We start from the raw sequence: 22274 nt of genomic DNA on the forward strand, positions 1-22274 counted from the left end.
ACATTGAATAAATTAAAAGAAATCATTTCAACAAAAGGTCGCAAGCGGCTGTGTGGTGTTCCCGAGGGTGCCGACGCTTTATTGTTGCGCGAATTGCTGGATGCATCGGCAAACGACGCCACAATCCTGCATATCGTGCGCGATGACAAACGCATGGCCCAGCTTGCCGAGGCACTTGCTTTCTTTGCGGGCGAGGTCGAAGTCTTGACCCTTCCGGCATGGGATTGCTTGCCTTACGACCGGGTTTCACCGATTGCCGAAGTTACGGCACGCAGGGTTGAAACATTGACGACACTGGCTGAGGATATCAAACCGGCCAGCGGGCAGGGACGTATCGTTCTGGCAACAGCAGCGGCGGTCATGCAACGCGTCCCGCGGGTAGATGTTATGCGCGATGGCAAACTGACCTTTAAATCAGGACAGGAGCATTCCCGCGCCGATCTGACCGGCTATTTTGATCGGATGGGCTATAATCGTGCCGAACAGGTTATGGAGCCCGGTGATTACGCGGTTCGTGGTGATATTGTTGATATCTTTGCGCCGGGCATGAAAGAGCCTGTGCGACTTGACTTCTTTGGTGACGAGATCGAAAGCATTCGCCGGTTTGACGTTGAAACCCAGCGCACTGTCGGACGGATCAACGAAATCGCCCTTCTGCCCGTTGGCGAAGTGTTTCTGGATCACGAAAGCATTTCCCGGTTCCGCAGCGGATATCGCGAACTTTTTGGCGTCGTATCGCAAACTGATCCACTTTATGAATCGATCAGTAACGGCTTGAAATATGGTGGCATGGAGCATTGGCTGCCGTTGTTCCACGACGGTATGGACACTGTATTTGCCTATCTTCCGGGTGTAATGGTCAGCCTTGATCATCAATATGGCGAGGTCATCGAAAACCGCCTTGAGATGATTGACGATTATTATCAGGCACGCCTGAATATAAAGGGCGGCGGGCTTTCGGAGGACAATGTTTATAAACCTGTGCCGCCCGAGCGGCTTTACCTTGATCAGGCCGAATTTGACCGGATGCTGAATGATCGCACGGTTCTAGAACTTTCACCTTACTACGAAGAAGAAAGTGCTGAGCGTGCCGTTTTTGACATGGGGGCGCGTCCCGGGCGCGACTTTGGTGATGTTCGGGCACGGGCCGATACCAATCTTTATGATGAATTGCGTGATTTCATCGTCGCCCAACGTGGAAAGAATCAACAGGTTGTTATCGCAGCTTATTCCGATGGATCACGTGACCGTATGGTTTCGGTTCTGCGCGAACATGGAGTTGCAAAGGTTGTTACGGCAGAATGCTGGGAAGATGTTACTGACGATCTGACGCCAGAACAGCTTGCTGTTGTTATTCTCGATCTTGAACACGGGTTCCGCCGTGACGGTCTTTGGATACTTTCGGAACAGGATATTCTGGGCGATCGTATGAGCCGTCCAGGCGGACGACGTCGCAAGGCTGAAAACTTCCTGCGTGAAGCATCCGAGATTTCAGAGGGGGACCTTGTCGTCCATCTTGACCACGGGATCGGTCGTTATCTTGGTCTTCGGACCGTTACGGCGGGTGGTGCGCCTCACGATTGTCTGGAACTGGAATATGATGGCGGTGACAAGCTTTTTGTTCCGGTTGAGAATATCGAAGTTCTATCGCGCTATGGCTCGGACGAGGGGCTGTCGATCCTTGATAAACTTGGCGGCGTTGCCTGGCAGGCCCGCAAGGCCAAATTGCGCGAGCGCATTCGCGATATGGCAGGCAAGCTGATAAAGGTTGCCGCCGAACGCCATCTGCGCAAAGGGGCGGCCTTGACCGCCCCCGAGGGAAGTTATGACGAATTCTGTGCAAGCTTCCCGTTTGCTGAAACCGAAGATCAGGCACGTGCCATTCGCGATACGCTTGACGATCTGGCCGCAGGAAAGCCGATGGATCGTCTTGTATGCGGGGACGTTGGCTTTGGCAAAACAGAGGTCGCATTGCGCGCAGCCTTTGCCGCCGTAATGTCGGGCAAACAGGTTGCGATTGTTGCACCGACCACATTGCTATGCCGTCAGCATTACCTGACCTTCAAGCAGCGCTTTGACGGGCTTCCGGTGCGGGTAGAGCAACTGTCGCGTCTGGTGACCGGCAAGAATGCCAAGCTGGTCAAGGACAACCTTGAAAGCGGGCATGTAGACATCGTGTGTGGGACACACGCGCTTTTGGGTAACGGTGTAAAGTTCAAAGATCTTGGGCTTCTGATCATCGATGAAGAGCAGCATTTCGGCGTCAAGCATAAGGAACGCCTGAAAGAGCTTAAAACCGATGTCCATGTGCTGACATTAACAGCGACGCCGATCCCACGCACATTGCAGCTTGCCCTGACCGGGGTAAAAGAACTTTCGATTATTGCAACCCCGCCGGTCGACCGTCTTGCTGTTCGGACTTATATCACGCCATATGATCCGGTTGTTGTGCGCGAAGCGATATTGCGTGAACGTCATCGTGGCGGGCAAATCTTCTATGTCTGCCCACGGGTCAATGAACTTGGGCGGGTTGCCAAGGAACTAGAAACACTTGTGCCTGAAATCAAGTTTGACGTTGCACATGGCCAGATGGGGCCTCGTGACCTTGAACAGGTGATGACCGATTTCACTGATCGCAAATTTGATCTGTTGCTTGCGACCAATATTATCGAGTCCGGAATCGATGTTCCGAACGCCAATACCATGATCATACATCGCGCCGACATGTTTGGTTTGGCGCAGCTTTATCAGTTGCGCGGGCGTATCGGTCGATCAAAACAGCGCGCTTATGCCTATCTGACATTGCCAAATGGCAAGAAGCTTACAGCAACTGCATTAAAGCGACTTGAAGTCATGCAGACGCTTGACAGTCTTGGTGCCGGTTTCAATCTTGCCAGCCATGACCTTGATATTCGCGGAGCAGGAAACCTGCTTGGCGAGGAACAATCAGGCCATATCAAGGAAGTCGGGATCGAACTTTATCAGCAGATGATCGAAGAAGCCGTGGCCGAGGCCAAGGGTGAGATAGAGGCCGATGACGCGGCATCATTCGTTCCGCAGATCAATGTCGGAATGCCGGTGCTGATACCGGATCGTTATGTGCCTGACCTTGGCGTACGACTTGGCCTGTATCGACGGATTTCGGAACTGCGTCCCCGCGAGGAAGTTGACCAATTTGCCGCCGAGATGATTGACCGCTTTGGCAAGCTGCCAAAAGAGGTCGAAAACCTTTTGGACGTGGTCACGATCAAACAATGGTGCCGTACATCCAATGTTGAAAAACTTGATGCCGGCCCCAAAGGGGCGCTTATCACGCTTCGGAATAATGAATTCCCGAACCCGGCCGGTCTGGTTGGTTTTATCCAGCAACAGGTTGGCGTGGCCCGTTTGCGCCCGGATCACAAGATCGTTTATGCTGCGGGGTGGGATGGTCCGACAGATCGATTGGAAGGTTTAAAGCGCCTGATGCGTCGCTTGGCCGACATTGCTGCAAAAGCATAACGAAAAAGGCAGGTACCCGTTCAGGACCTGCCTTTTTTATTCCCAGACGGAATACATGTCAGATGGGTGTTTCTTCCTGACGCGCCAGACGGATCATGCGTTGCAGGATTTCCGGTTCCTGCGCGCCCGAAAGAGCATGGCGGCCATTAAACAGGAAGCATGGGACCCCGGTTACGCCCATTTGATGGGCAACCCGGTTTTCCTGCGATACGAATTCGCGATCCATGTCACCCCCAAGGTAATCAAGGATTTCGTTTCTGTCTTCACCATGGGTGACGGCAATCTCAACCAGAACATCAAGATCACCAATGTCGCGTCCATCAAGGAAGTAAGCCGTAAACAGGTCTTCAACCAGATCATTCCCGACAGCAGGGCGTTCGGCGCAAACTTTATAGATCAGGCGATGGGAATCTGTTGAATCCGGCGTCAGACGAATGGCATCGAAATTGAAATCGATCCCGACAGCCGCACCCGCAGCCTCAATCGCCTTGTAAACCCGAGTTGCACTTTCAGTGCCGCCAAATTTGGCCGACAGATATAATTTCCGGTCTATCCCGCCCGTTGGCATATCGGGGTTCAAAAGGAATGGACGCCAGGTAATTGGCATATGGTCAAGTTTTTCCCGGACAAGCGCCTTTTCCAAACGTTTCTTGCCGATGTAACACCATGGACACACGGTATCGATTATCGCCTCGATACGGATCGGCGCCATCGGTGCTTTGCTATGACCGGGTTGCCAGTTCATGTTTTATCCATTCAGGAACGAAGTACCCGCGGCCAGCGGCGCGATGCCAAGGTGATCCGCAACGGTTTGGCCAATATCGGCAAAACTGTCACGCATGCCAATCGGCCCGGGTTGAATGGCTGGACCGAATGCCAGAATCGGCACGAATTCGCGTGTGTGATCATTGCCGCGCCAAGTTGGATCGCAGCCATGATCCGCGGTGATGATGACAAGGTCGCCCGGCTTTAAAATCGCGCGCAGTTCGGGAATGCGGGCATCGAACTCTTCAAGGGCATTGGCATAACCCGGCACATCGCGACGATGACCAAACTCCATATCAAAATCGACAAGATTGGTGAAAACGATGCTGTTATCAGGCGCCTGATCAATTTCAGTCATCATGGCATCAAAAAGGGCCATATTACCCGATGCCTTTACCTTCTTTGAAATGCCGCGCTGCGCATAGATATCGGCAATTTTGCCCACCGAGATGACCGTGCCGCCAGCCTCGCTAAACTTATCCAGTAGGGTCGGTCTATGAGGCGGGATCGCTATATCGCGACGATTTGCCGTTCGCTTGAAATCAGACGGACTGCTGCCGACAAACGGGCGGGCGATGACACGGCCAATATTATATGGTTCAACCAGTTTAAAGGCGATCTCGCAAACCTTGTACAACCGATCCAGACCAAAATGCTCTTCGTGGGCGGCAATCTGAAACACGCTATCGGCCGAAGTATAGCAAATCGGCATGCCGGTTTTGATGTGTTCTTCCCCGAGTTCGGCAATGATTGTTGTACCAGATGCATGACAATTGCCAAGAATACCGGGCAACTTTGCCTGCTTGATCAGCGTATCGGTCAATTCTCTGGGGAAGGTCGGCACTTCAAGCGGGAAATAGCCCCAATCAAAATCAACGGGCACACCCGCAATTTCCCAATGGCCGCTTGGCGTATCCTTACCGCGTGACAGTTCCTGGGCATGGCCATAGGCGCCAATCATCGCGCCACCATGTTCAAGTCCCGGTGGGACACGACCGGTTGCATCCCTGGCGGCTTCGCCAAGACCTAACGCGGTCATGTTGGGAATATTCAGTTCTCCCTTGCGAATATCATTGTCTGCCAGACCATTAGCACAGTTTTCTGCAATGTGACCCAAGGTGTCTGAGCCCTGATCACCAAACTTGGCTGCATCTGGGGCTGCGCCGATACCGAAACTGTCTGCAACAATGATTATGGCGCGGGCCATTCCGTCTTCCTTCAGCTGTATCTGCCATTTGGATTGATTGGCAGATAGTCATAATTCTCAGTAGTTGCCAGTCGTCTTTGGCGCAACAGACTGATCAATACCACAAGTTTCCAACAAGGCTGTCAAAACCCCGCTGGCACCGAAACGGAACGTGCTTGGCTCTGCCCAGCCTTCACCCATTATTTCATCCGCAATTGCAAGAAACAATGCTGCGTCATCAGCCGTTTTGACGCCGCCAGATGCCTTGAAGCCACAAGCAAGACCATCTTCCTCCCGGGCATCGCGAATGGCCGAAATCATTGCTACCGCCGCCTCGGGCGTCGCGCCAACTGGCACTTTCCCGGTCGAGGTTTTGACGAAATTCGCACCATGTTTGATCGCAAGGCGGGCGGCATCATAGACCTTGGAAAGATCGTCAAATTCGCCGCTTTCAAGAATGACCTTCATCGTGGTCATCGGACCGCAAGCCATGCGGGTTGCTTCAATAACATCAACGACAGTCTGGATATCCCCGGCTATAAAAGCCTTGTAAGGCAAAACCAGATCAACCTCGTCCGCACCCTTGGCAACGGCGTCTGCTGTTTCGTCGCCCACACGCTGCGCATTGGTGTCACCGTCCGGGAAATTGACAACAGTAGCAGTTTTAACACCGCTTTGGCCCAGCGCCCGCCATGCGGTTTCGATAAATGGGGCATACACACAAACAGCGGCGGTATTCCCGGCCGGGCTTTGTGCGCGCTCACACAGTGCTTCGATCTTTTCGACCGTGTCATCGTCATTCAGGCTGGTCAGATCAAGAACGGAAATGGTCAGGCGCGCGGTTTCCGCATCGCTTCTTGCTGCTGCTTTGGCAGATGTAATGACTTCTGAAACAGAATTCGGGTCGAACATGTCGATATCCTTAAAACGCGCGGGACGCGAAGTGTTGAATTCGGCAAGGATTATACCGAACTCTTGCTATCGCGTCCCGTAAAGAAGGTCAACGTGCGGTCAAAAGAAGCCCTTCGCGACCAGGCAATGCTTCGGGCCCTGCGACAGAGCAAAGCAAACCGCCGGGGACCACAAGACGCCCACCGACACGTGCGTACATGAAACCGTCTGTACGACTGGAAAACGGTGTTTTTTCACCTGTTTCGCAATCAAGAACATAGCCCAGTTCCTGACCTGCCTTTACATGGACACCGGCATCGACGGAAAACACGATCATCCCGCCATGGGTTGCCGTTACGCGATCAACACCTGCAAGCGGTGTGGCCGTGCATTTTGCCTGGGGCAGGGGGCCGGGATCACCTGCGATAACGCCACGACGTTGCAGGAATGCAAACAGGTTCTTTGCATCCCGACTGGCAAGGTGATCATAAACGTCCTGTTCACCGCGCAATTCGATTGTGGTTGAAAGTGTTGCCATCGGGATCGGAAACTTGTCGCCATAAACGCGGCGCAATTCGACCCAGGGGCGGCTGAAAGCTTCGTCGAACGGGTTGGCGCCGCTTTCTTCGGCAATCAGGCAGGCTTCTGCACCGATTTGAGCCGACAGATCTGCTGCATCCGGCCAGCTGGAATCGCTGGTATAAAGATGCATGGCGGCTTCCCAGTCGCAATGCAGGTCAAGAACATAGTCCGCATCAATTGCCAGTTCCGCCAGTGTCAGACGTAAATCCTCAAGATCGGTCAAGGGCCCTGCATTGCTGCGGTGTTCCTTGATCAAGCGACGAAGTTCGACACGCGCACATTCAACATTAGCATCCGGATCCTGACTAAGCTTACCATCAACAGCCGCAATCAGTTCCTTACACAGGTCGGGATAGTGACGGTTGAAGTTCTGTCCGGTGCGCATTTCAAAACGCCCGAGCGGTTTCATATCAACATACTGGGTGAAACCGATCGGATTGGCGAACGGTACAACCACGATTTCACCGTTGATCTGGCCGCTTTCTTCGGCAGCTTTCAGGAGCATTTCCAAATGGTGCAGGGCGATTACACCAGGGAGCTCGTCGGCATGAAGGGCTGCCTGCAGATAAGCTTTTGGTCCTTGCCCGACTTTGCCATAGCGACGGACGGTAAGCGCGCGGGCAGTACCCATTTGAGGGCGAATCAATTCAATGCGTTCTTGTTGCATGATATTCCTGTGGGATTTGGTGGTGGCATTATCAACAGCACTTGCAAACTACTGGGTTGCATGGCTGGCTGGGACGCGTGGCCCCGAGCGATGCTTATCTTCGCTCGGGGGCAGGCACAAAAGGCTGGATCAAATATGTCCGCCAGCTTTGGCCGGAACGGATTTGTTTTCTTTCCGGTTTTCGTTTCGGCGAAGGTGCTTCTCGATCCCCTTGAAGCCAAAGGTGAGAACGTAAACAATGATCAGGTAGATCACACCGGCCGAAATAAAGGCTTCATATGGCAATGCAGTGCGAGCAACAATTTTGCGCGCGGCTCCGGTTAGTTCCATCATTGTCACCGTTGACGCCAGTGACGTTGCCTTAAGCGTGAAAATTACATCGTTGGTGTAGGCGGGCCAGATAATCTGCCACATACGCGGGAAGATGATCCGGCGATAAATGGTGGCGGGGGCCATTCCGCACGCGCGCGCCGCCTCAATCTCGCCATTCGGAACGTTCTGGATACCGCCGCGCATGATCTCGGCCATATAGGCCGCCGTGTTAAGAACAAACGTCAACAGACAGTACCAGTAAGGATCACGCAGATACGTCCAGGACCAGTGATCCTGAATACCATCAATGCTGGCGATCAGCTGCCCGCAGCCATAATACATCATGAACAGCTGCGCAATTAGCGGCGTGCCGCGAAACACATAAATAAAGGCAAACGGAAGAGCCTGAACCCAGATCAGCTTTGACACCCGCGCAATCGCAAGCGGAATGGCAAGCAAGGTGCCAAAAACAACCGAAACGACAAGCAATTGCAGGGTCAGAAGGAAGCCCTGCCAAAGCCATGCATCGTACTTGGTAAGGACGTATATCAGATCTTCAAACATCGATCACGCCCTCGCAATGCCGCGGGAAGCCCGCTTTTCAAGTCGATTGAAGACAAATAGCGATACGGTGGTAAAGGCCAGAAACATTGCCATGGCGACCAGATAAAACGTAAAGGGCGCTTTTTCTGTACCCGCACCGACCGCGGCCTTGCGCAGAATTTCTTCGACGCCCACGACTGATATCAATGCCGTATCCTTGATCAGAACCTGAAACAGATTGTTAAGGCCGGGCAGGGCAAACCGCCAGAGCTGGGGCAACTTGATGCGAATGAATATCTGCGTGGGTGTCATACCGCATGCGGTTGCCGCTTCTATCTGGCCAAGTGGAATGGACTGCATTGCAGCCCGGAATACCTCGGATGCAAAGGCCCCCTGAACAAGCGCAAGGGCAGCAACCCCCGACCAAAATGCAGGAATGTCAACGCGAACCGCCTCACCGCCGATCAGTTCGGCGAGGTTCTGAATGGCAATAGTACCGCCAAAATAGATCAATAAAATAACCAGAAGTTCGGGAATACCGCGAATAATAACGGTATAACTTTCCCCGATGATCCGAAGGGCTTTGTAACGCGACAGCTTTGCCGATGCGCCCAGCAAACCCAGAATAATCATGAATGGTAACACGGTCAGGCAAAGCTGGACCGTCACAAGTCCACCTTCAAGCATCTGCCAACCGCGGCCGTATAAATCAAACATGGTATCTCCTGCAAACCTTCATGCCGCGCCAATATGGGGGCAATAAGGAAGGGCGGCACATTAAGTGCCGCCCTAAACTGCCTTCCGATCAATTCGGGTGCAGGTTGATTTCTTCGAAGTATTTTTTGTTGATTTCCTGATACGAACCGTTGGCAAGCATTTCTGCCAGTGCCTTGTTCAGGATCTCTTTCAGGTCCTGGTCTTCTTTACGGATACCGATACCAGTACCTTCGCCAAAGAATTCTTTAGGCGCAAAGGTATCGGAAATAAACGCATAGCCTTTGCCCGCATCTGATTTGACCCATTCAACCAGCACGCCGGAATCAGCAAGCGTCGCATCAATACGACCTGCTGTCAGATCGAGCAGCGCGTTGTCCTGCGTGTCGTACATGCGAATTTCCGCATTCGGGAAATTGTCTTCAAGGAAGGCCGAATGGGTGGTCGAACGCTGAACGCCAATGACCAGACCATCCAGCGCATCTTCAACTACAGCATCGTCTTTCCAAGCTGTGACAGACATTCCTTCCTTGCCAACAAACACAGCCGGTGTGGTGCTGTAATAGTTGGTGAAATCGATCGAACGTTTGCGCTCTTCGGTGATCGACATCTGGGCGATGATTGCATCATATTTTTTCGCCAGCAGCCCCGGAATGATCCCGTCCCAATCCTGAGCTACGATCTCGCATTCGATGCCAGCGGTTTCGCAAAGTTTTACAGCGAAATCGACATCAAATCCCTGCAGTTTGCCATCCTTGTCGACATAGTTGAACGGAGGATATGCACCCTCGGTTGCGATGACGACTTTTTCCCAGGCTGCACTTGCTGCCGATGCACTCAGTGCGACACCCACGGCTGCAGCGGTTGCAACCTTGATCCAGTTTTTCATTCATAGTCTCCCTTGTTGTTGAGAACAGGCCGTGTCGACACTGTCCTTTTCGGAAGGTTCTTTAAGGGAACCGTCCTTTCCAGATCAGAAATCTCGCTGAAGGAATTGCTTCATGCGCTCTGATTTTGGATTTTCGAAAACTTCTTTCGGGGCACCAAACTCTTCGACCAGTCCCTGATGAAGATACATAACGTGGCTTGATACGCCTTTGGCAAATCCCATCTCGTGGGTTACAACGAGCATGGTTCGGCCTTCTTCGGCAAGGCCCGTCATAACGTGCAGAACCTCACCAACCAATTCGGGGTCAAGAGCCGATGTCGGTTCGTCAAACAGCAGAACTTCGGGCTCTATCGCCAAAGCACGGGCAATGGCAGCGCGTTGTTGCTGTCCGCCGGAAATGTGGCCGGGATAATAGTCGCGGCGTTCATACATCCCTACTTTGTGAAGCAGGGCATCCGCACGTTCGATGGCCTCTTTTTTCGGAATGCCAAGAACATGCACCGGCGCTTCGATCACATTTTCCAGAATGGTAAGGTGACTCCATAGATTGAAGCTTTGAAAGACCATGGCCAATTTGGTGCGAATGCGTTGAAGCTGTTTCTTATCGGCGGGCTCCTGACTTCCGTCTTTCAGGCCGCGCATTTTGATCAGTTCCCCGTGGACATGCACGGCACCGGAATTCGGTGTTTCAAGAAGGTTGATACAACGCAAAAAGGTACTTTTGCCAGAACCGGATGAACCGATGATCGAAATCACGTCACCGGTATTCGCGGTCAGATCAATACCTTTGAGGACTTCATGCTCCCCAAAGCTTTTGAACATCCCTTCGACCTTTAGGGCGGGTATGTTTGTGCTCATATCGAGATAAAAAGTCCCCTGTTGAAAACTCTTGTTGTGTCGGACCAGTCCGATCCGCATCAAATCGATGCTTCACCCCTTTGGACAATCCCAATCACATTTTCCCCTGAATAATTGCCTGTCTGGGCACCGTAATTCTACTGATTTTTTGCAGTTATATGAAGAAAACGGTCGTCACGGCATTATATTTGGTCGGGCTTTGGAAAGCTTGGCAAATATACTGCTGTGCCAAGTGGTTTTACGCAATAAAAATTCCCGCCATTGCCAAGGGCACCGAATCACCCATGGATCTGCTGTAAATTTTTGCACCTAAATCTTGGCGATTTGATTTTCGACCATTTTTACGGCAGCCAAATGGCAAATTAAAAGCCTGCACCATGATTAACACACGATGCGGGGACCAATTATGACAAAGGGTCAATTGTCGCGAACCGTTTTAAGGAAGCCAATCACTTCCTGACGAAGCTTTCCAGCCAAAGCCTGCATTTCATTTGACGACTGCAAAAGGGCACGGGCTTCGTCACTGACCATGGTAGAAGCATCGGAAACTGCCGATACGTTACGCGAAACATCCTGCGTTCCCGATGCGGCTCGTTGCACGCTATCTGCAATTTCCTGCGTCGCAGCTCCCTGTTGCTCAACAGCCGCGGCGATCGCATTGCAGAACTCGTTAATCCGTTCGATTGTTGTGGTGATATCGCCGATCTCTGTTACCGAGCGGGTAGAAGAGGACTGTATGCCATGGACCTGCGTCTGAATGTCGCCGGTCGCCTTGTCTGTCTGATTGGCAAGAGATTTGACCTCGCCGGCGACAACGGCAAAACCTTTGCCGGCATCTCCGGCGCGAGCAGCTTCGATGGTGGCGTTCAGGGCCAAAAGGTTTGTCTGCCCTGCAATATCTTGAATTAAGCCGACAACCTTTCCAATCCGTTCTGCTGCATCGGCAAGCTCCGTAATCGTCTGGCTGGTATTATTCACACCGTCAACTGCCATGCTCGCAACCTGGATCGATTGCGTAACTTGCGCTGCGATTTCCCTGATGGCGGCAGATAATTCCTCGGTGGCGGATGCGACGGTCTGAACGCTTTCAGTCGTCTCGGCTGCGGCTTTGGAAACGGCAGCTGCCCGCGCATTGGATTCTTCGGCACTTGCTGTCAGCTGTTTGGCTACATGCTGGGTCTGCTCGGACGCATGTGCGACAGTTTCAACGATCGAAAGGACATTTTTCTCGAAATTGTCTGCCATTTGGTTGAGTGCGCGTCTGCGTTCCTCCGCCAGCCGTTTTGTGGCGGCCTCGTTCTCTTTGGCAAGGCGTTCCATTTCGATAGCATTGTCCTTGAATACAACAACAGCAGCAGCCATTGAACCGATTTCATCCTTGAGTTCGGTACCCGGTACTTCTACGCTGCGATCACCATTTGCAAGGCGTGTCATGGCATCTGTCATGCTTAGAACGGGTCTCGATACCCATTGGCGCACCAAAATCCCCAGAAGTCCCATTATGGCAAGGACCGCGATAATGGCTGTGATAACGGATGTCTGCCGGAAGTTTGTCAGTGACAGGTAAGCAAGGTCACGGTCGATGGCAAAGCCAAGGTACCAGCTTACGGCAGGCAGACCTTCAACCTTGAAGAAAGTGAAAATTTGATCACCACTTCCATTCAGGACGTCATCCATGCCTTCCTGAACAGTCGGGGTACTCTCCGGAAAGGCTTCTGCAATTGGTTTGAGGGTTAAATTGGTATCAGGATGGATCAGGATAGTTCCCTGGTCGTTAACCAGAAATCCGTACCCGATCCCGCCCAGATCAACGCTCCGCACCAGTTCCCCCAAGGTGGTGATGTCAATATCTCCCCCTACGACGCCAACGATTTTCCCATCAGAAGAAACCGGTGTAGTCGCTGTCACAATCAGCTTTCCAGTTGAGGCATCCGTATAAGGTTCGGTAAGCGTACTGCCACCTGCGGTAACTGCGTCCGAATACCATGGTCGTTTACGTGGATCGTAAGCGGCAGGCAGTTCGTCCGGTGGAAACATCAGCATTTCTCCAGATGCACTGCCAAAATACGAGAACATGAATGTATTGGCGAGGGCAGGGCGGCTGACCAGATCCTTCACACTGTCACTGTCATTCTTCCGGGCAATGTTTTGCCCAAGGCTCTCTACCAGCAACTTTCGGCCCTCAATCCAATTTGCGATCCCGGTTGTTGCCAAAGAACCCGTTTCAATCAGCTTGGATTGAAGTGAATCCTGAATTGCAGATCTTTGTTGAAGGTCGAAATACAGAATGAATGCCACAAATGTGGTCACAACAATCAGTGCCGCTGCCAAAAGAATACGGCTGCCAATATTCAGTGACATCAGGTTTTCTCCGCTGATACACTCCACCCTGTTTTATCAGGTTGGCATCATGTACCCCGGTTACAAGAGAACTTAAGCACCCCAAATATTAGTAAAAGGCGTTTGATTTTATCTGGCTTAATCGTGTGATTGAACTGAACCGACTCATGCGTGCGAATAAACGCGATGACAAACACTTGTCTTAGCGCTGTTCAAAATTCGGCTAACAATAAGGGAGGTGGCGGAGAGACAGGGATTCGAACCCTGGGTACCCGTAAAGGCACGCCGGTTTTCAAGACCGGTGCATTCAACCACTCTGCCATCTCTCCGCATTGTGGTGGCGGTTATCGCCCTGCGCGCTCTCAATAAATTGCCGGGATGCACCTGTCAATATGCCAGTGCCGGCTTTGTTAAATTTCTTAGGGGGGTAATTTACGTTCAGGCATGCTCGAGACATTTAACAAGTCTTAACGTGTAAGACGGTATCAGCATTATGAAGCGCACAAAATGAGTGCAGATACAAAGATGACAGGATCCCCTTTCAAACTGATTGGGAATTTTAAATTGAACCGGCACGAGGCGAGCAAAATGAATTATCGGACCATCGGGACTTTAGCGTCAATTATTGGCATGCTCGTGACGGCTTCACCTGTTCTTGCTCAAACCAATACCGATGAATTACCGGCCTTTACGACCGAGGGTTTTGATGTGTGGCTGGCTGATTTCAAAAAGGATGCCGCGTCAAAGGGCATTTCCCAATCTACATTGGATGTTGCCTTTGCAAACACACAGCCGATCCCGAAAGTTATCGAGTATGATCGCAGCCAGCCGGAATTCAAACTGACCTTCGAACAGTATTTACAGCGTGTGGTCCCGCAGTCTCGAATAGACGAGGGACGCCGCAAATATGCCGAGAACCGTACCGTCATTGATGCTGCTACCAAGAAATACGGTGTTCCGGGGCATTACCTGACGGCGTTCTGGGGAATTGAAACCGGGTTTGGACGTCATACTGGTGGATATTCGGTTGTTGACTCGCTCGCAACCCTGGCATTTGAAGGTCGGCGCGCAGAATATTTCCGCACTGAACTGATCAATGCGCTTAAAATCATTGATGCAGGACATATCGCGGCTGAAAAGATGGAAGGGTCCTGGGCCGGTGCCATGGGGCAGGCGCAATTTATGCCCTCTACCTTCCTGAATTATGCGCGCGATGGAAATGGCGATGGAAAGATTGATCTTTGGGGCGCCAAGGAAGACGTGTTTGCCTCTGCTGCGAATTATCTGTCGACCGTTGGCTGGAAAACGGATGAACGCTGGGGCCGCAAGGTCAGCATTCCCGAAAATCTTGATAAATCAATGACAGGGCGCGAAATTCGCAAACCGATCAGCGAATGGCAGAAGCTTGGTGTGCGGATGCCCGACGGTTCCAGCCTGCCATCAGCCGATATGGAAGCCGCAATTGTCATTGTAAATGACGGTGTCGGACCTGCTTATATGGTTTATAACAATTTCCACACCATTATGCATTGGAACCGATCTACCTATTTTGCAATTGCAGTTGGCACACTTGCTGATGCGATTGCGGGTCGCTAATTATTCTGGATTTATCAAATACAGGTTCAATATCTGGACGGGGACAACTGAATGCCGAGAAACGCGCGCAAGGCGCTTGTACAGGGCTGGAACAAAGGCCGTTGGGCTGCTGGTGCACTTGCCATGACCGTTTTATTGGCCGGTTGTGCTGAAACGCAACTTGCTGTCCATGGCGTCAAACGTATTGGAGGCTCCCAACAGCAGGCACCAGTGCAAGTTGGCTCTTACAAAATTGGCAATCCTTACGAGATAGCAGGGCAATGGTATTACCCGGCGGCCGATTACGAGTACAAGGAAACCGGTATTGCGTCCTGGTATGGCCCGAAATTCCATGGCAAGAAGACCGCGAATGGCGAAATCTTTGACCAGTACGAGGTATCTGCAGCCCACCGTACACTTCCAATGCCAAGTGTTGTGCGTGTGACCAATCTTGAAAACGGACGCTCGCTTAAGGTGCGCATCAACGATCGCGGACCGTTTGCGCATAGCCGTATCATTGATATGTCACGCCGCGCCGCCCAGCTTCTTGGCTTCGAGCAAAAAGGAACGGCCAAGGTTCTGGTTGAAGTGATCGAAGATGAAAGCCGGCAGATGGCTGCAATTGCGCAGGGTAAGGCTGCGCCTGCTGTGACAGTCGCAGAACAGCAGACTGTTTCCGCAGCCCCCCGCGATACGGTGGAGACGGTTCAGCTTGATAATGACGGGCCGATCACGGACAGCGGGGAACCAACAAAGTCGACCATCCGGTTAACGCCGCCAGTTGAGAAGAGAGCAACCACACAATCTGTTGAGCAAACCGCACTTGACGGTACGGTTGATGAGGGTGCAGTCGTCAGGGTTGAGCCTGTTTCACCGTCTTCAATCTATGTGCAGGCGGGTGCGTTTTCTGTTTATGACAATGCCCTTAACCTTCGGAACCGCCTGTATGACATGGCACCAAGCAAAATAGAGCCGGTCGACGTAAAGGGAACCACCTTTTACCGCGTTCGCCTTGGACCGTTAAATACCGTTCCGGAAGCTGACATTTTGCTCGAGCGGGTCATTGCCACGGGGCAAAATGGTGCAAAAGTTGTCGTCGAATGCGCCGATGGCGCTTTGCAAAGCAGCGTTTCAGGTTGCTAGGAATTTGTCGAAAAGTCGAAGCGGTTGCACAATTTTGCCGGATTTGCGACATAGAGACCGATCTTTGTCCGCCGCAGCAACGGCGGTACGATTTTTGAATTTAAAGAATAAGGTTAGGACGTTATGAGTTTGATGCCGCCAATTCCGTTCAAGACAAAACTGAACCGGGTAGTGGCCGGGGCCGCAATATTCGGCTCGGCCATGGCGATATCCCTGACCAGTGTGCAGGCACTCGAAACAACTGCACGCGAAGCCTATCTGATGGATTACGACACCGGTACGGTCTTGCTTGACAAGAATGGTGACGCGCTTACCGAACCGGCATCAATGACCAAAATGATGACAGTTCATATGCTGTTTGATCGCATCAAAAGTGGCAGCGTATCGCTTGATGACACGTTTCATGTTAGCGAGAAAGCGTGGCGCAAGGGCGGATCGAAAATGTTCGTCGAGGTAAACTCCGATGTTTCGGTCAACGATTTGCTGCATGGCATTATTGTTCAATCGGGAAATGATGCCGCCATTGTCGTCGCCGAAGGACTGGCTGGAACCGAAGAAGCCTTTGCTGAAGAAATGACTGCCGAAGCCCGCAAAATCGGTATGACAAAATCCGTGTTTAAAAACGCAACCGGCTGGCCAGATGCAAGCCATCTGGTCACGGTGCACGATCTGGCTATTCTTGCACGCGACACCATCCGGAATTTTCCCGAGCTTTATAAGCTCTATGCCGTCAAGGAATTCACGTATAACGGTATTCGCCAGCCAAACAGGAATCCGCTTTTGGGCACCAGTGCCGGCGTGGATGGCATGAAAACCGGTCACACTGAAACGGCTGGCTATGGCCTGACAGCGACAGCAGAACGTGATGGTCGACGCCTTATTCTTGTGGTGAATGGTCTGGGTTCCGTACGTGAACGCCGAACAGAGTCCCAAAAATTGCTCGATTGGGGCTTCCGTGAATTTGACAATTACGACCTGTTTGATTCAGGCGAAGTTGTAAGCTCAGCCAACGTCTGGCTTGGTTCTGAAGCAAAAGTCGATCTGGTCACCGATCAGGACATTCTTTTGACTCTGCCGCGCACCAATCGTGACGACATGAAAGTTTCGGTCGTTTACGAAGGCCCAATTCCGGCTCCAATTGCTGCGGGACAGCAGGTTGCAACGCTTAAGGTCGAACTTCCAGGCGGAGAGCCGCATGAATTCCCGCTTTACGCTGCAACCGAAGTTGATCGCCTTGGCTTTATTGGTCGCATCGGTGCTGCAATCAAATACCTGCTTTGGGGAGCAAACGGGTGAGTGCGGTGCCCGGTTTATTCATCAGCTTTGAAGGTGGTGAAGGCAGTGGCAAAACAACCCAGATACGTCGGCTTGAGAACTGGTTCAGTCAGCGCGGACGCGCCGTTGTCGTAACCCGAGAACCCGGTGGTTCACCGGGAGCTGAGGAAATCAGAAATCTTTTGCTCACCGGGGACACGGGACGTTGGGATGCCGTGACGGAGGCTTTGCTGATGTTTGCATCGCGTCGCGACCATGTTGAACGCACCATTCTCCCTGCACTTGGCGAAGGCAAGGTTGTGCTATGTGATCGCTTTGCCGATTCCTCAGTCGCCTATCAGGGATATGGTCATGGTCTTGGCGCAGAATATATCCGCAATCTTTGGCACGTCGCGATTGGCGATTTCAAACCTGATCTGACACTGATTTTTGATCTACCGGTTGATGTCGGTCTGAGACGGGCGGGGGCTAGATTTGCCAATGTTAGTGCGGCAGAAGACCGCTTTGAGCGTATGGGATCAGATTTCCATCAACGGCTTAGACAGGGCTTTATCGATATTGCCCGTGAAAATCCGGAACGCTGTAAAATTATCGACGCCGACAGTGACATCGATACCGTTTCCGAACGCATGATTTCGGCGGTTTCTTCCAGGTTATCCGCACAGGGGATCGGATAATGGCTGTTGATGATCAGGAAGAAAACGGTACTTTCCCAACGCCCCGCCGCAATGGCCATTTCGTAGGTCATGACGACGCTGAAAAGACCATTCTGGACGCTTGGAACAGTAAACGCATGCATCATGCATGGTTGTTATGCGGCCCCCGCGGGGTCGGCAAGGCAACACTCGCCTATCGTATGGCGCGTTTCGTTCTTTCTGGTGGTAATGAACAGGGCGGCGGGTTGTTTGGAGATGCTCCCGAAGGATTACATGTTGATCCTGAAAACCCTGTTTTCCGTCGCATTGCAGGGGGTGGGCATGGCGATCTCAAGGTTATTGAACGCCAGTATGACGAAAAGAAAAAGCGTCTGCAGGGGGAAATTACCGTTGATAGCGTTCGTACGGTTGGCAATTTCATGTCAAAAACCGCTGCCGAAGGCGGCTGGCGGATTGTCATTGTCGATGCTGCCGATGAATTGAACCGGAACGCGGCCAATGCGATTCTCAAGGTTCTTGAAGAGCCGCCTGCGAACGCAATGATGATCCTGGTTGCGCATCAACCCGGCAAGCTTTTGCCGACGATCCGATCGCGCTGTCGCCGTCTTAATCTTGGTGTTCTTGAAGACCATCAGGTGATCGATCTTCTGGGGCGCTATTGCCCGGACCTTGATCTTGATGACCGGGATGCGTTGTCTGGTCTGGCAGAAGGCAGTATTGGCCGGGCATTGCAACTGCACGATGTTGGCGGGCTTGAGTTTTATACCGAAATGGTTCGTTTGCTCGCGGCATTGCCGGATGCGGACGTGCTGGCACAGCATAAATTTGCCGAACGGTTTTCCCCGGCGGATCGTGATGCCGCCTTTGCCACGGTGACGGACCTCCTGCATTGGTGGCTCGGTCGTCTGATACGCTTTGCGGCAACGGGGCAGGCGCCGCGCGAAGTGATTACGGGGGAATTGCCCGCGATGCAGCGCATGGCCGCTGCGCAACCGCTTGATCAATGGATTGAGGTGTGGGAAAAGATCAGCGAACTGATGAGTGCCACGCGTGGTTTGCATCTTGATCGCAAACAGGCTCTACTCAATGCGTTCTTCATGCTTGAAGAAACCATGCGAAACTGAAAAAAGCACCAATCAACCGGAATTATGACCATAACGGCCCATTTCGGGCCGTTTTGTTTCACGACTTGCGCGAAGGATTTGCGATCATGACCGGGCACAAACAGCCCTATTACATCACAACACCGATCTATTATGTTAATGACAAGCCGCATATAGGACATGCCTATACCACGCTTGCCTGCGACGTTCTGGCCCGCTTCAAGCGCCTGGACGGTTATGACGTGATGTTCCTGACCGGAACCGATGAACATGGCCAGAAGGTCGACAAATCGGCTGCGGCCAAGGGGATCGATCCGCAAACCTTTACCGATCAGGTCTCGCAGAATTTCCGCGATCTTGCCGTTCATATGAATTATTCAAATGACGATTTCATTCGCACGACCGAAGAACGCCACAAAAAAGCCTGTCAGGCACTCTGGAATACATTGCTTGAAAAGGGCGAAATTTATCTTGGCTCTTATGACGGTTGGTATTCCGTTCGCGATGAGGCGTTCTACGGCGAAAAGGAACTGATTGAAAAGGATGGGGAAAAGGTTGCTCCAACCGGTGCCCCCGTCGAGTGGGTTTCCGAGCCCAGCTATTTCTTCAAGCTGTCCGCCTGGGGCGATCGCTTGCTGAAATTCTATGACGACAATCCCGATTTCATTGCGCCACAGTCACGCCGTAACGAGGTGATCAGCTTTGTAAAGGGTGGCATGCATGATTTGTCGGTATCGCGGACCAGCTTTAAATGGGGCGTTCCGGTGCCGGGCGACGAAGATCATGTCATGTATGTCTGGCTTGACGCGTTGACCAACTATCTGACCGCGATCGGTTATCCGGATGCGGATCCGGCGAAACTTGAAAAGTTCTGGCCTGCGGATTTGCATATGGTTGGCAAGGATATCCTTAGGTTCCATGCTGTTTATTGGCCTGCATTCCTTTTGGCGGCCGGGATCACGCCGCCGAAACGGGTCTTTGCGCATGGCTGGTGGACCAATGAGGGGCAGAAAATCTCTAAATCGCTGGGCAATGTGATTGATCCCTACGACCTGACAGATCGGTATGGTTTGGATCAGACACGTTATTTCCTGCTGCGCGAAGTTCCTTTCGGCAACGACGGTGACTTCTCGCATCGTTCGATGGTCAACCGCATGAATAGCGAGCTGGCCAACGATCTTGGCAATATGTGCCAGCGCGTCCTTTCGATGATCCACAAGAATTGCAACGCTTCTATCCCGACCGTAGGCGACTTTACCGAGTCTGATAAGGCCATCCTTGGCAAGGCCTATGGCATGCTTGATACCGTTCGTCCGCTATTTGATGCACAGGCATTTCATAAAGGCATCGAAGCAATTTGGGAATTGGTTGGTGACGCGAACCGCTACGTTGATGAAATGGCTCCTTGGGGCTTGAAGAAGACCGACCCGGCGCGCATGGAAACTGTCCTGTATGTCCTGGCCGAAGTCATTCGTCATGTCGGTATTCTCGTGCAGCCGCTGATGCCCGCATCAGCTGCCAAAATCCTTGATCAGCTTGTTCTGCCGACCGATCAGCGCGGATTTGAACAGCTTGGCGCCGATCACGCCCTGGTCGCAGGCACCAAACTGCCAAAGCCGGAAGGCGTATTCCCGCGCTATGTCGAAGCCGAAGACGAAGGAGAGAAGGCATGAATGTCGCACTTGTCGACAGCCACTGCCATCTGGATTATCCCCAGTTTTCCGAAGACCTTCCGGGCACAATTGAACGTGCCCGGAATGCTGGTGTCGGTATGATGGTCAGTATCGGCGTCAAGCTTTCGACTTTCGAAAATGTTCGCGCCGTCGCTGCCAAAGCTGACCACATTTACTGCACGGTCGGTGTCCATCCGCACGAGGCGGGCGAGGAGGGGCTTTCATCACCTGATCGCCTGATCGAAATGGCATCCGATCCGAAGATTATCGGTATCGGCGAAAGCGGCCTTGATTATTATTACGATCATGCCCCCCGCGAAGCACAGCGCCAAAGCTTTCGCGCCCATATTGCCGCATGTCGCGAAACCGGTCTGCCATTGATTGTCCACACACGTGACGCAGACGACGACACGATGGATATCCTTGAAGAGGAATATGAAAAGGGGCCGTTTACTGGTGTCATTCATTGCTTTTCAAGTTCGGCGACGCTGGCGCAACGCGCCTTGAAGATTGGTTTTTATATCTCGTGCTCCGGGATTATTACCTTCAATTCCGCAAAAGAAATTCAGGTAGCGGTCGCTGATGTTCCGCTTGACCGTTTGCTTGTGGAAACCGATGCGCCATATCTGGCACCAGTCCCGAAGCGCGGTAAACCAAACGAACCAAGCTATGTCGCACATACAGCGGCAAAACTTGCTCAGATCAAGGGCGTTGATGTTCATGAAATAGCCCGGATAACCAGCGATAATTTCTTCACACTATTCAAGAAAGCTGATCGCAAGAATCTTCTGTCCCCGGAGGCGGGCGAACAGTGACAAAAATCACCATTCTGGGCTGCGGATCATCAAACGGTGTCCCATCCGTTGGCTTGGGATGGGGAAAGTGCAATCCGAAAAATCCGAAAAACCGTCGTCTGAGAAGTTCAATCCTGATCGAGCAGGCAGGTAAAAAAATCCTTGTCGATGTGACACCGGATTTTCGTGAACAGGCATTGCGCCATGACATCAATCATGTTGATGCGGTGCTGTTCACACATGCACATGCTGATCATGTCCATGGCATAGATGAGCTTCGCTGGATCAATGTCGCGATGCATCGACCGATCGATATATACGCGTCTGCCGAAACCATCTCCGACATTGATCATCGTTTTGCCTATGTGTTTGAACCATTGGCCAACGGCACAGACTTTTATTACAAACCTGTGCTGATCCCGCATGTGATATCCGGGCCGTTTGAAGCGGCAGGGGTTCCGATAACCGTTTTCCATCAGGATCACGGTTACGGTGAAACACTTGGCTTCAAAGTTGGGAAATTTGCCTATTCAACGGACGTGGTCAATTTCCCGGAAGAATCTCGAGAACATCTTTACGGGCTGGATGTCTGGGTTGTTGATTGCCTTCGTCATAAACCGCATGCAACGCACGCACATCTTGAAAAAGTGTTACAGTGGGTTGAGGAATTCAAACCCAAACAAACTTACTTCACGCATATGAGCATTCTTTTTGATTACGATGAAGCAATGGCAGATACGCCGGATCACGTCGCGCCAGCGTATGATGGGCTGGTTATTGATCTGGATTGAAGGTCGGAAAGGTTAC

18 protein-coding genes and 1 tRNA gene are annotated in these 22274 nt (G+C 52.1%); 9 read left to right on the plus strand and 10 right to left on the minus strand.

All coding sequences use genetic code 11. The features are described from left to right. Positions 1-3: 3 nt before the first annotated feature. Entirely contained in the window at positions 4-3501 is a 3498-nt protein-coding gene (gene mfd, locus SMB34_RS19645; protein ID WP_051682432.1) for a transcription-repair coupling factor, read from the plus strand. A 58-nt stretch (positions 3502-3559) separates the two neighbouring features. Here mfd and SMB34_RS19650 read toward each other — a convergent pair whose 3' ends face one another. From SMB34_RS19650 to SMB34_RS19695, 10 genes are all read right to left on the minus strand, one after another. Beyond that, entirely contained in the window at positions 3560-4246 is a 687-nt protein-coding gene (locus SMB34_RS19650) for a DsbA family oxidoreductase (protein WP_007089582.1), read from the minus strand. 3 nt (positions 4247-4249) lie between these two features. Further along, positions 4250-5473 (minus strand): phosphopentomutase, encoded by a 1224-nt coding sequence (locus SMB34_RS19655; protein WP_037992568.1) that lies wholly within the window; start codon positions 5471-5473, stop codon positions 4250-4252. A gap of 57 nt (positions 5474-5530) precedes the next feature. Beyond that, entirely contained in the window at positions 5531-6364 is an 834-nt protein-coding gene (gene deoC, locus SMB34_RS19660) for a deoxyribose-phosphate aldolase (RefSeq protein ID WP_037992571.1), read from the minus strand. 88 nt (positions 6365-6452) lie between these two features. Next, entirely contained in the window at positions 6453-7556 is a 1104-nt protein-coding gene (locus SMB34_RS19665) for a succinylglutamate desuccinylase/aspartoacylase family protein (RefSeq protein WP_240478881.1), read from the minus strand. A gap of 165 nt (positions 7557-7721) precedes the next feature. Further along, on the minus strand, positions 7722-8468 hold the full coding sequence (locus SMB34_RS19670) for an ABC transporter permease (RefSeq protein WP_037992574.1): 747 nt from the start codon (positions 8466-8468) through the stop codon (positions 7722-7724). A 3-nt stretch (positions 8469-8471) separates the two neighbouring features. Then, positions 8472-9164 carry an ABC transporter permease gene (locus tag SMB34_RS19675; protein WP_037992577.1) on the minus strand — a complete coding sequence of 231 codons (693 nt, stop codon included), beginning with the start codon at positions 9162-9164 and terminating at the stop codon, positions 8472-8474. Between the two features lie 88 nt (positions 9165-9252). Further along, the gene (locus tag SMB34_RS19680) at positions 9253-10050 is read right to left on the minus strand and encodes a lysine/arginine/ornithine ABC transporter substrate-binding protein (protein ID WP_037992579.1); all 798 of its coding nucleotides are present in this window, start codon (positions 10048-10050) and stop codon (positions 9253-9255) included. Positions 10051-10134: 84 nt separating this feature from the next. Beyond that, positions 10135-10908, minus strand: a complete 774-nt coding sequence (locus SMB34_RS19685; RefSeq protein ID WP_037992580.1) for an ABC transporter ATP-binding protein — start codon at positions 10906-10908, stop codon at positions 10135-10137. A 417-nt stretch (positions 10909-11325) separates the two neighbouring features. Next, positions 11326-13296, minus strand: a complete 1971-nt coding sequence (locus tag SMB34_RS19690; RefSeq protein ID WP_240478882.1) for a methyl-accepting chemotaxis protein — start codon at positions 13294-13296, stop codon at positions 11326-11328. Positions 13297-13487: 191 nt separating this feature from the next. Continuing rightward, positions 13488-13577 (minus strand) — tRNA-Ser (locus tag SMB34_RS19695). 259 nt (positions 13578-13836) lie between these two features. Here SMB34_RS19695 and SMB34_RS19700 point away from each other — a divergent pair. From SMB34_RS19700 to SMB34_RS19735, 8 genes are all read left to right on the plus strand, one after another. Then, a complete protein-coding gene (locus SMB34_RS19700) occupies positions 13837-14844 on the plus strand; it encodes a lytic murein transglycosylase (RefSeq protein ID WP_037992648.1) in 1008 nt (335 codons plus the stop codon). A 51-nt stretch (positions 14845-14895) separates the two neighbouring features. After that, positions 14896-15966, plus strand: coding sequence for a septal ring lytic transglycosylase RlpA family protein (locus SMB34_RS19705; protein WP_037992582.1), 1071 nt, complete (start codon positions 14896-14898; stop codon positions 15964-15966). 123 nt (positions 15967-16089) lie between these two features. After that, the gene (locus tag SMB34_RS19710) at positions 16090-17262 is read left to right on the plus strand and encodes a D-alanyl-D-alanine carboxypeptidase family protein (protein WP_037992583.1); all 1173 of its coding nucleotides are present in this window, start codon (positions 16090-16092) and stop codon (positions 17260-17262) included. After that, positions 17259-17918, plus strand: coding sequence for a dTMP kinase (gene tmk, locus SMB34_RS19715; RefSeq protein WP_037992585.1), 660 nt, complete (start codon positions 17259-17261; stop codon positions 17916-17918). Before SMB34_RS19710 ends, tmk begins: the two co-directional genes overlap by 4 nt. After that, complete coding sequence (locus tag SMB34_RS19720; protein WP_037992586.1) at positions 17918-19021, plus strand: DNA polymerase III subunit delta'; 1104 nt, start codon at positions 17918-17920, stop codon at positions 19019-19021. Before tmk ends, SMB34_RS19720 begins: the two co-directional genes overlap by 1 nt. 86 nt (positions 19022-19107) lie before the next feature. Beyond that, complete coding sequence (gene metG, locus SMB34_RS19725) at positions 19108-20673, plus strand: methionine--tRNA ligase (protein WP_037992649.1); 1566 nt, start codon at positions 19108-19110, stop codon at positions 20671-20673. Continuing rightward, a complete protein-coding gene (locus tag SMB34_RS19730) occupies positions 20670-21488 on the plus strand; it encodes a TatD family hydrolase (protein WP_037992587.1) in 819 nt (272 codons plus the stop codon). The genes metG and SMB34_RS19730 overlap by 4 nt, the downstream gene beginning before the upstream one ends. Then, on the plus strand, positions 21485-22258 hold the full coding sequence (locus SMB34_RS19735; protein WP_037992588.1) for an MBL fold metallo-hydrolase: 774 nt from the start codon (positions 21485-21487) through the stop codon (positions 22256-22258). Before SMB34_RS19730 ends, SMB34_RS19735 begins: the two co-directional genes overlap by 4 nt. Positions 22259-22274: the final 16 nt, after the last annotated feature.

Source organism: Thalassospira permensis NBRC 106175 (genome assembly GCF_000714555.1).
Taxonomy (GTDB): Bacteria; Pseudomonadota; Alphaproteobacteria; order Rhodospirillales; family Thalassospiraceae; genus Thalassospira; species Thalassospira xiamenensis.

Excerpts from the sequence above, each read along its gene's own strand:
- SMB34_RS19650 (WP_007089582.1), bottom strand. The coding sequence starts at position 4,246 with ATGAACTGGCAACCCGGTCATAGCAAAGCACCGATGGCGCCGATCCGT.
- SMB34_RS19655 (WP_037992568.1), bottom strand. The coding sequence starts at position 5,473 with ATGGCCCGCGCCATAATCATTGTTGCAGACAGTTTCGGTATCGGCGCA.
- deoC (WP_037992571.1), bottom strand. The coding sequence starts at position 6,364 with ATGTTCGACCCGAATTCTGTTTCAGAAGTCATTACATCTGCCAAAGCA.
- SMB34_RS19665 (WP_240478881.1), bottom strand. The coding sequence starts at position 7,556 with ATGGGTACTGCCCGCGCGCTTACCGTCCGTCGCTATGGCAAAGTCGGG.
- SMB34_RS19670 (WP_037992574.1), bottom strand. The coding sequence starts at position 8,468 with ATGTTTGAAGATCTGATATACGTCCTTACCAAGTACGATGCATGGCTT.
- SMB34_RS19675 (WP_037992577.1), bottom strand. The coding sequence starts at position 9,164 with ATGTTTGATTTATACGGCCGCGGTTGGCAGATGCTTGAAGGTGGACTT.
- SMB34_RS19680 (WP_037992579.1), bottom strand. The coding sequence starts at position 10,050 with ATGAAAAACTGGATCAAGGTTGCAACCGCTGCAGCCGTGGGTGTCGCA.
- SMB34_RS19685 (WP_037992580.1), bottom strand. The coding sequence starts at position 10,908 with ATGAGCACAAACATACCCGCCCTAAAGGTCGAAGGGATGTTCAAAAGC.
- SMB34_RS19700 (WP_037992648.1), top strand. The coding sequence starts at position 13,837 with ATGAATTATCGGACCATCGGGACTTTAGCGTCAATTATTGGCATGCTC.
- SMB34_RS19705 (WP_037992582.1), top strand. The coding sequence starts at position 14,896 with ATGCCGAGAAACGCGCGCAAGGCGCTTGTACAGGGCTGGAACAAAGGC.
- SMB34_RS19710 (WP_037992583.1), top strand. The coding sequence starts at position 16,090 with ATGAGTTTGATGCCGCCAATTCCGTTCAAGACAAAACTGAACCGGGTA.
- SMB34_RS19720 (WP_037992586.1), top strand. The coding sequence starts at position 17,918 with ATGGCTGTTGATGATCAGGAAGAAAACGGTACTTTCCCAACGCCCCGC.
- metG (WP_037992649.1), top strand. The coding sequence starts at position 19,108 with ATGACCGGGCACAAACAGCCCTATTACATCACAACACCGATCTATTAT.
- SMB34_RS19730 (WP_037992587.1), top strand. The coding sequence starts at position 20,670 with ATGAATGTCGCACTTGTCGACAGCCACTGCCATCTGGATTATCCCCAG.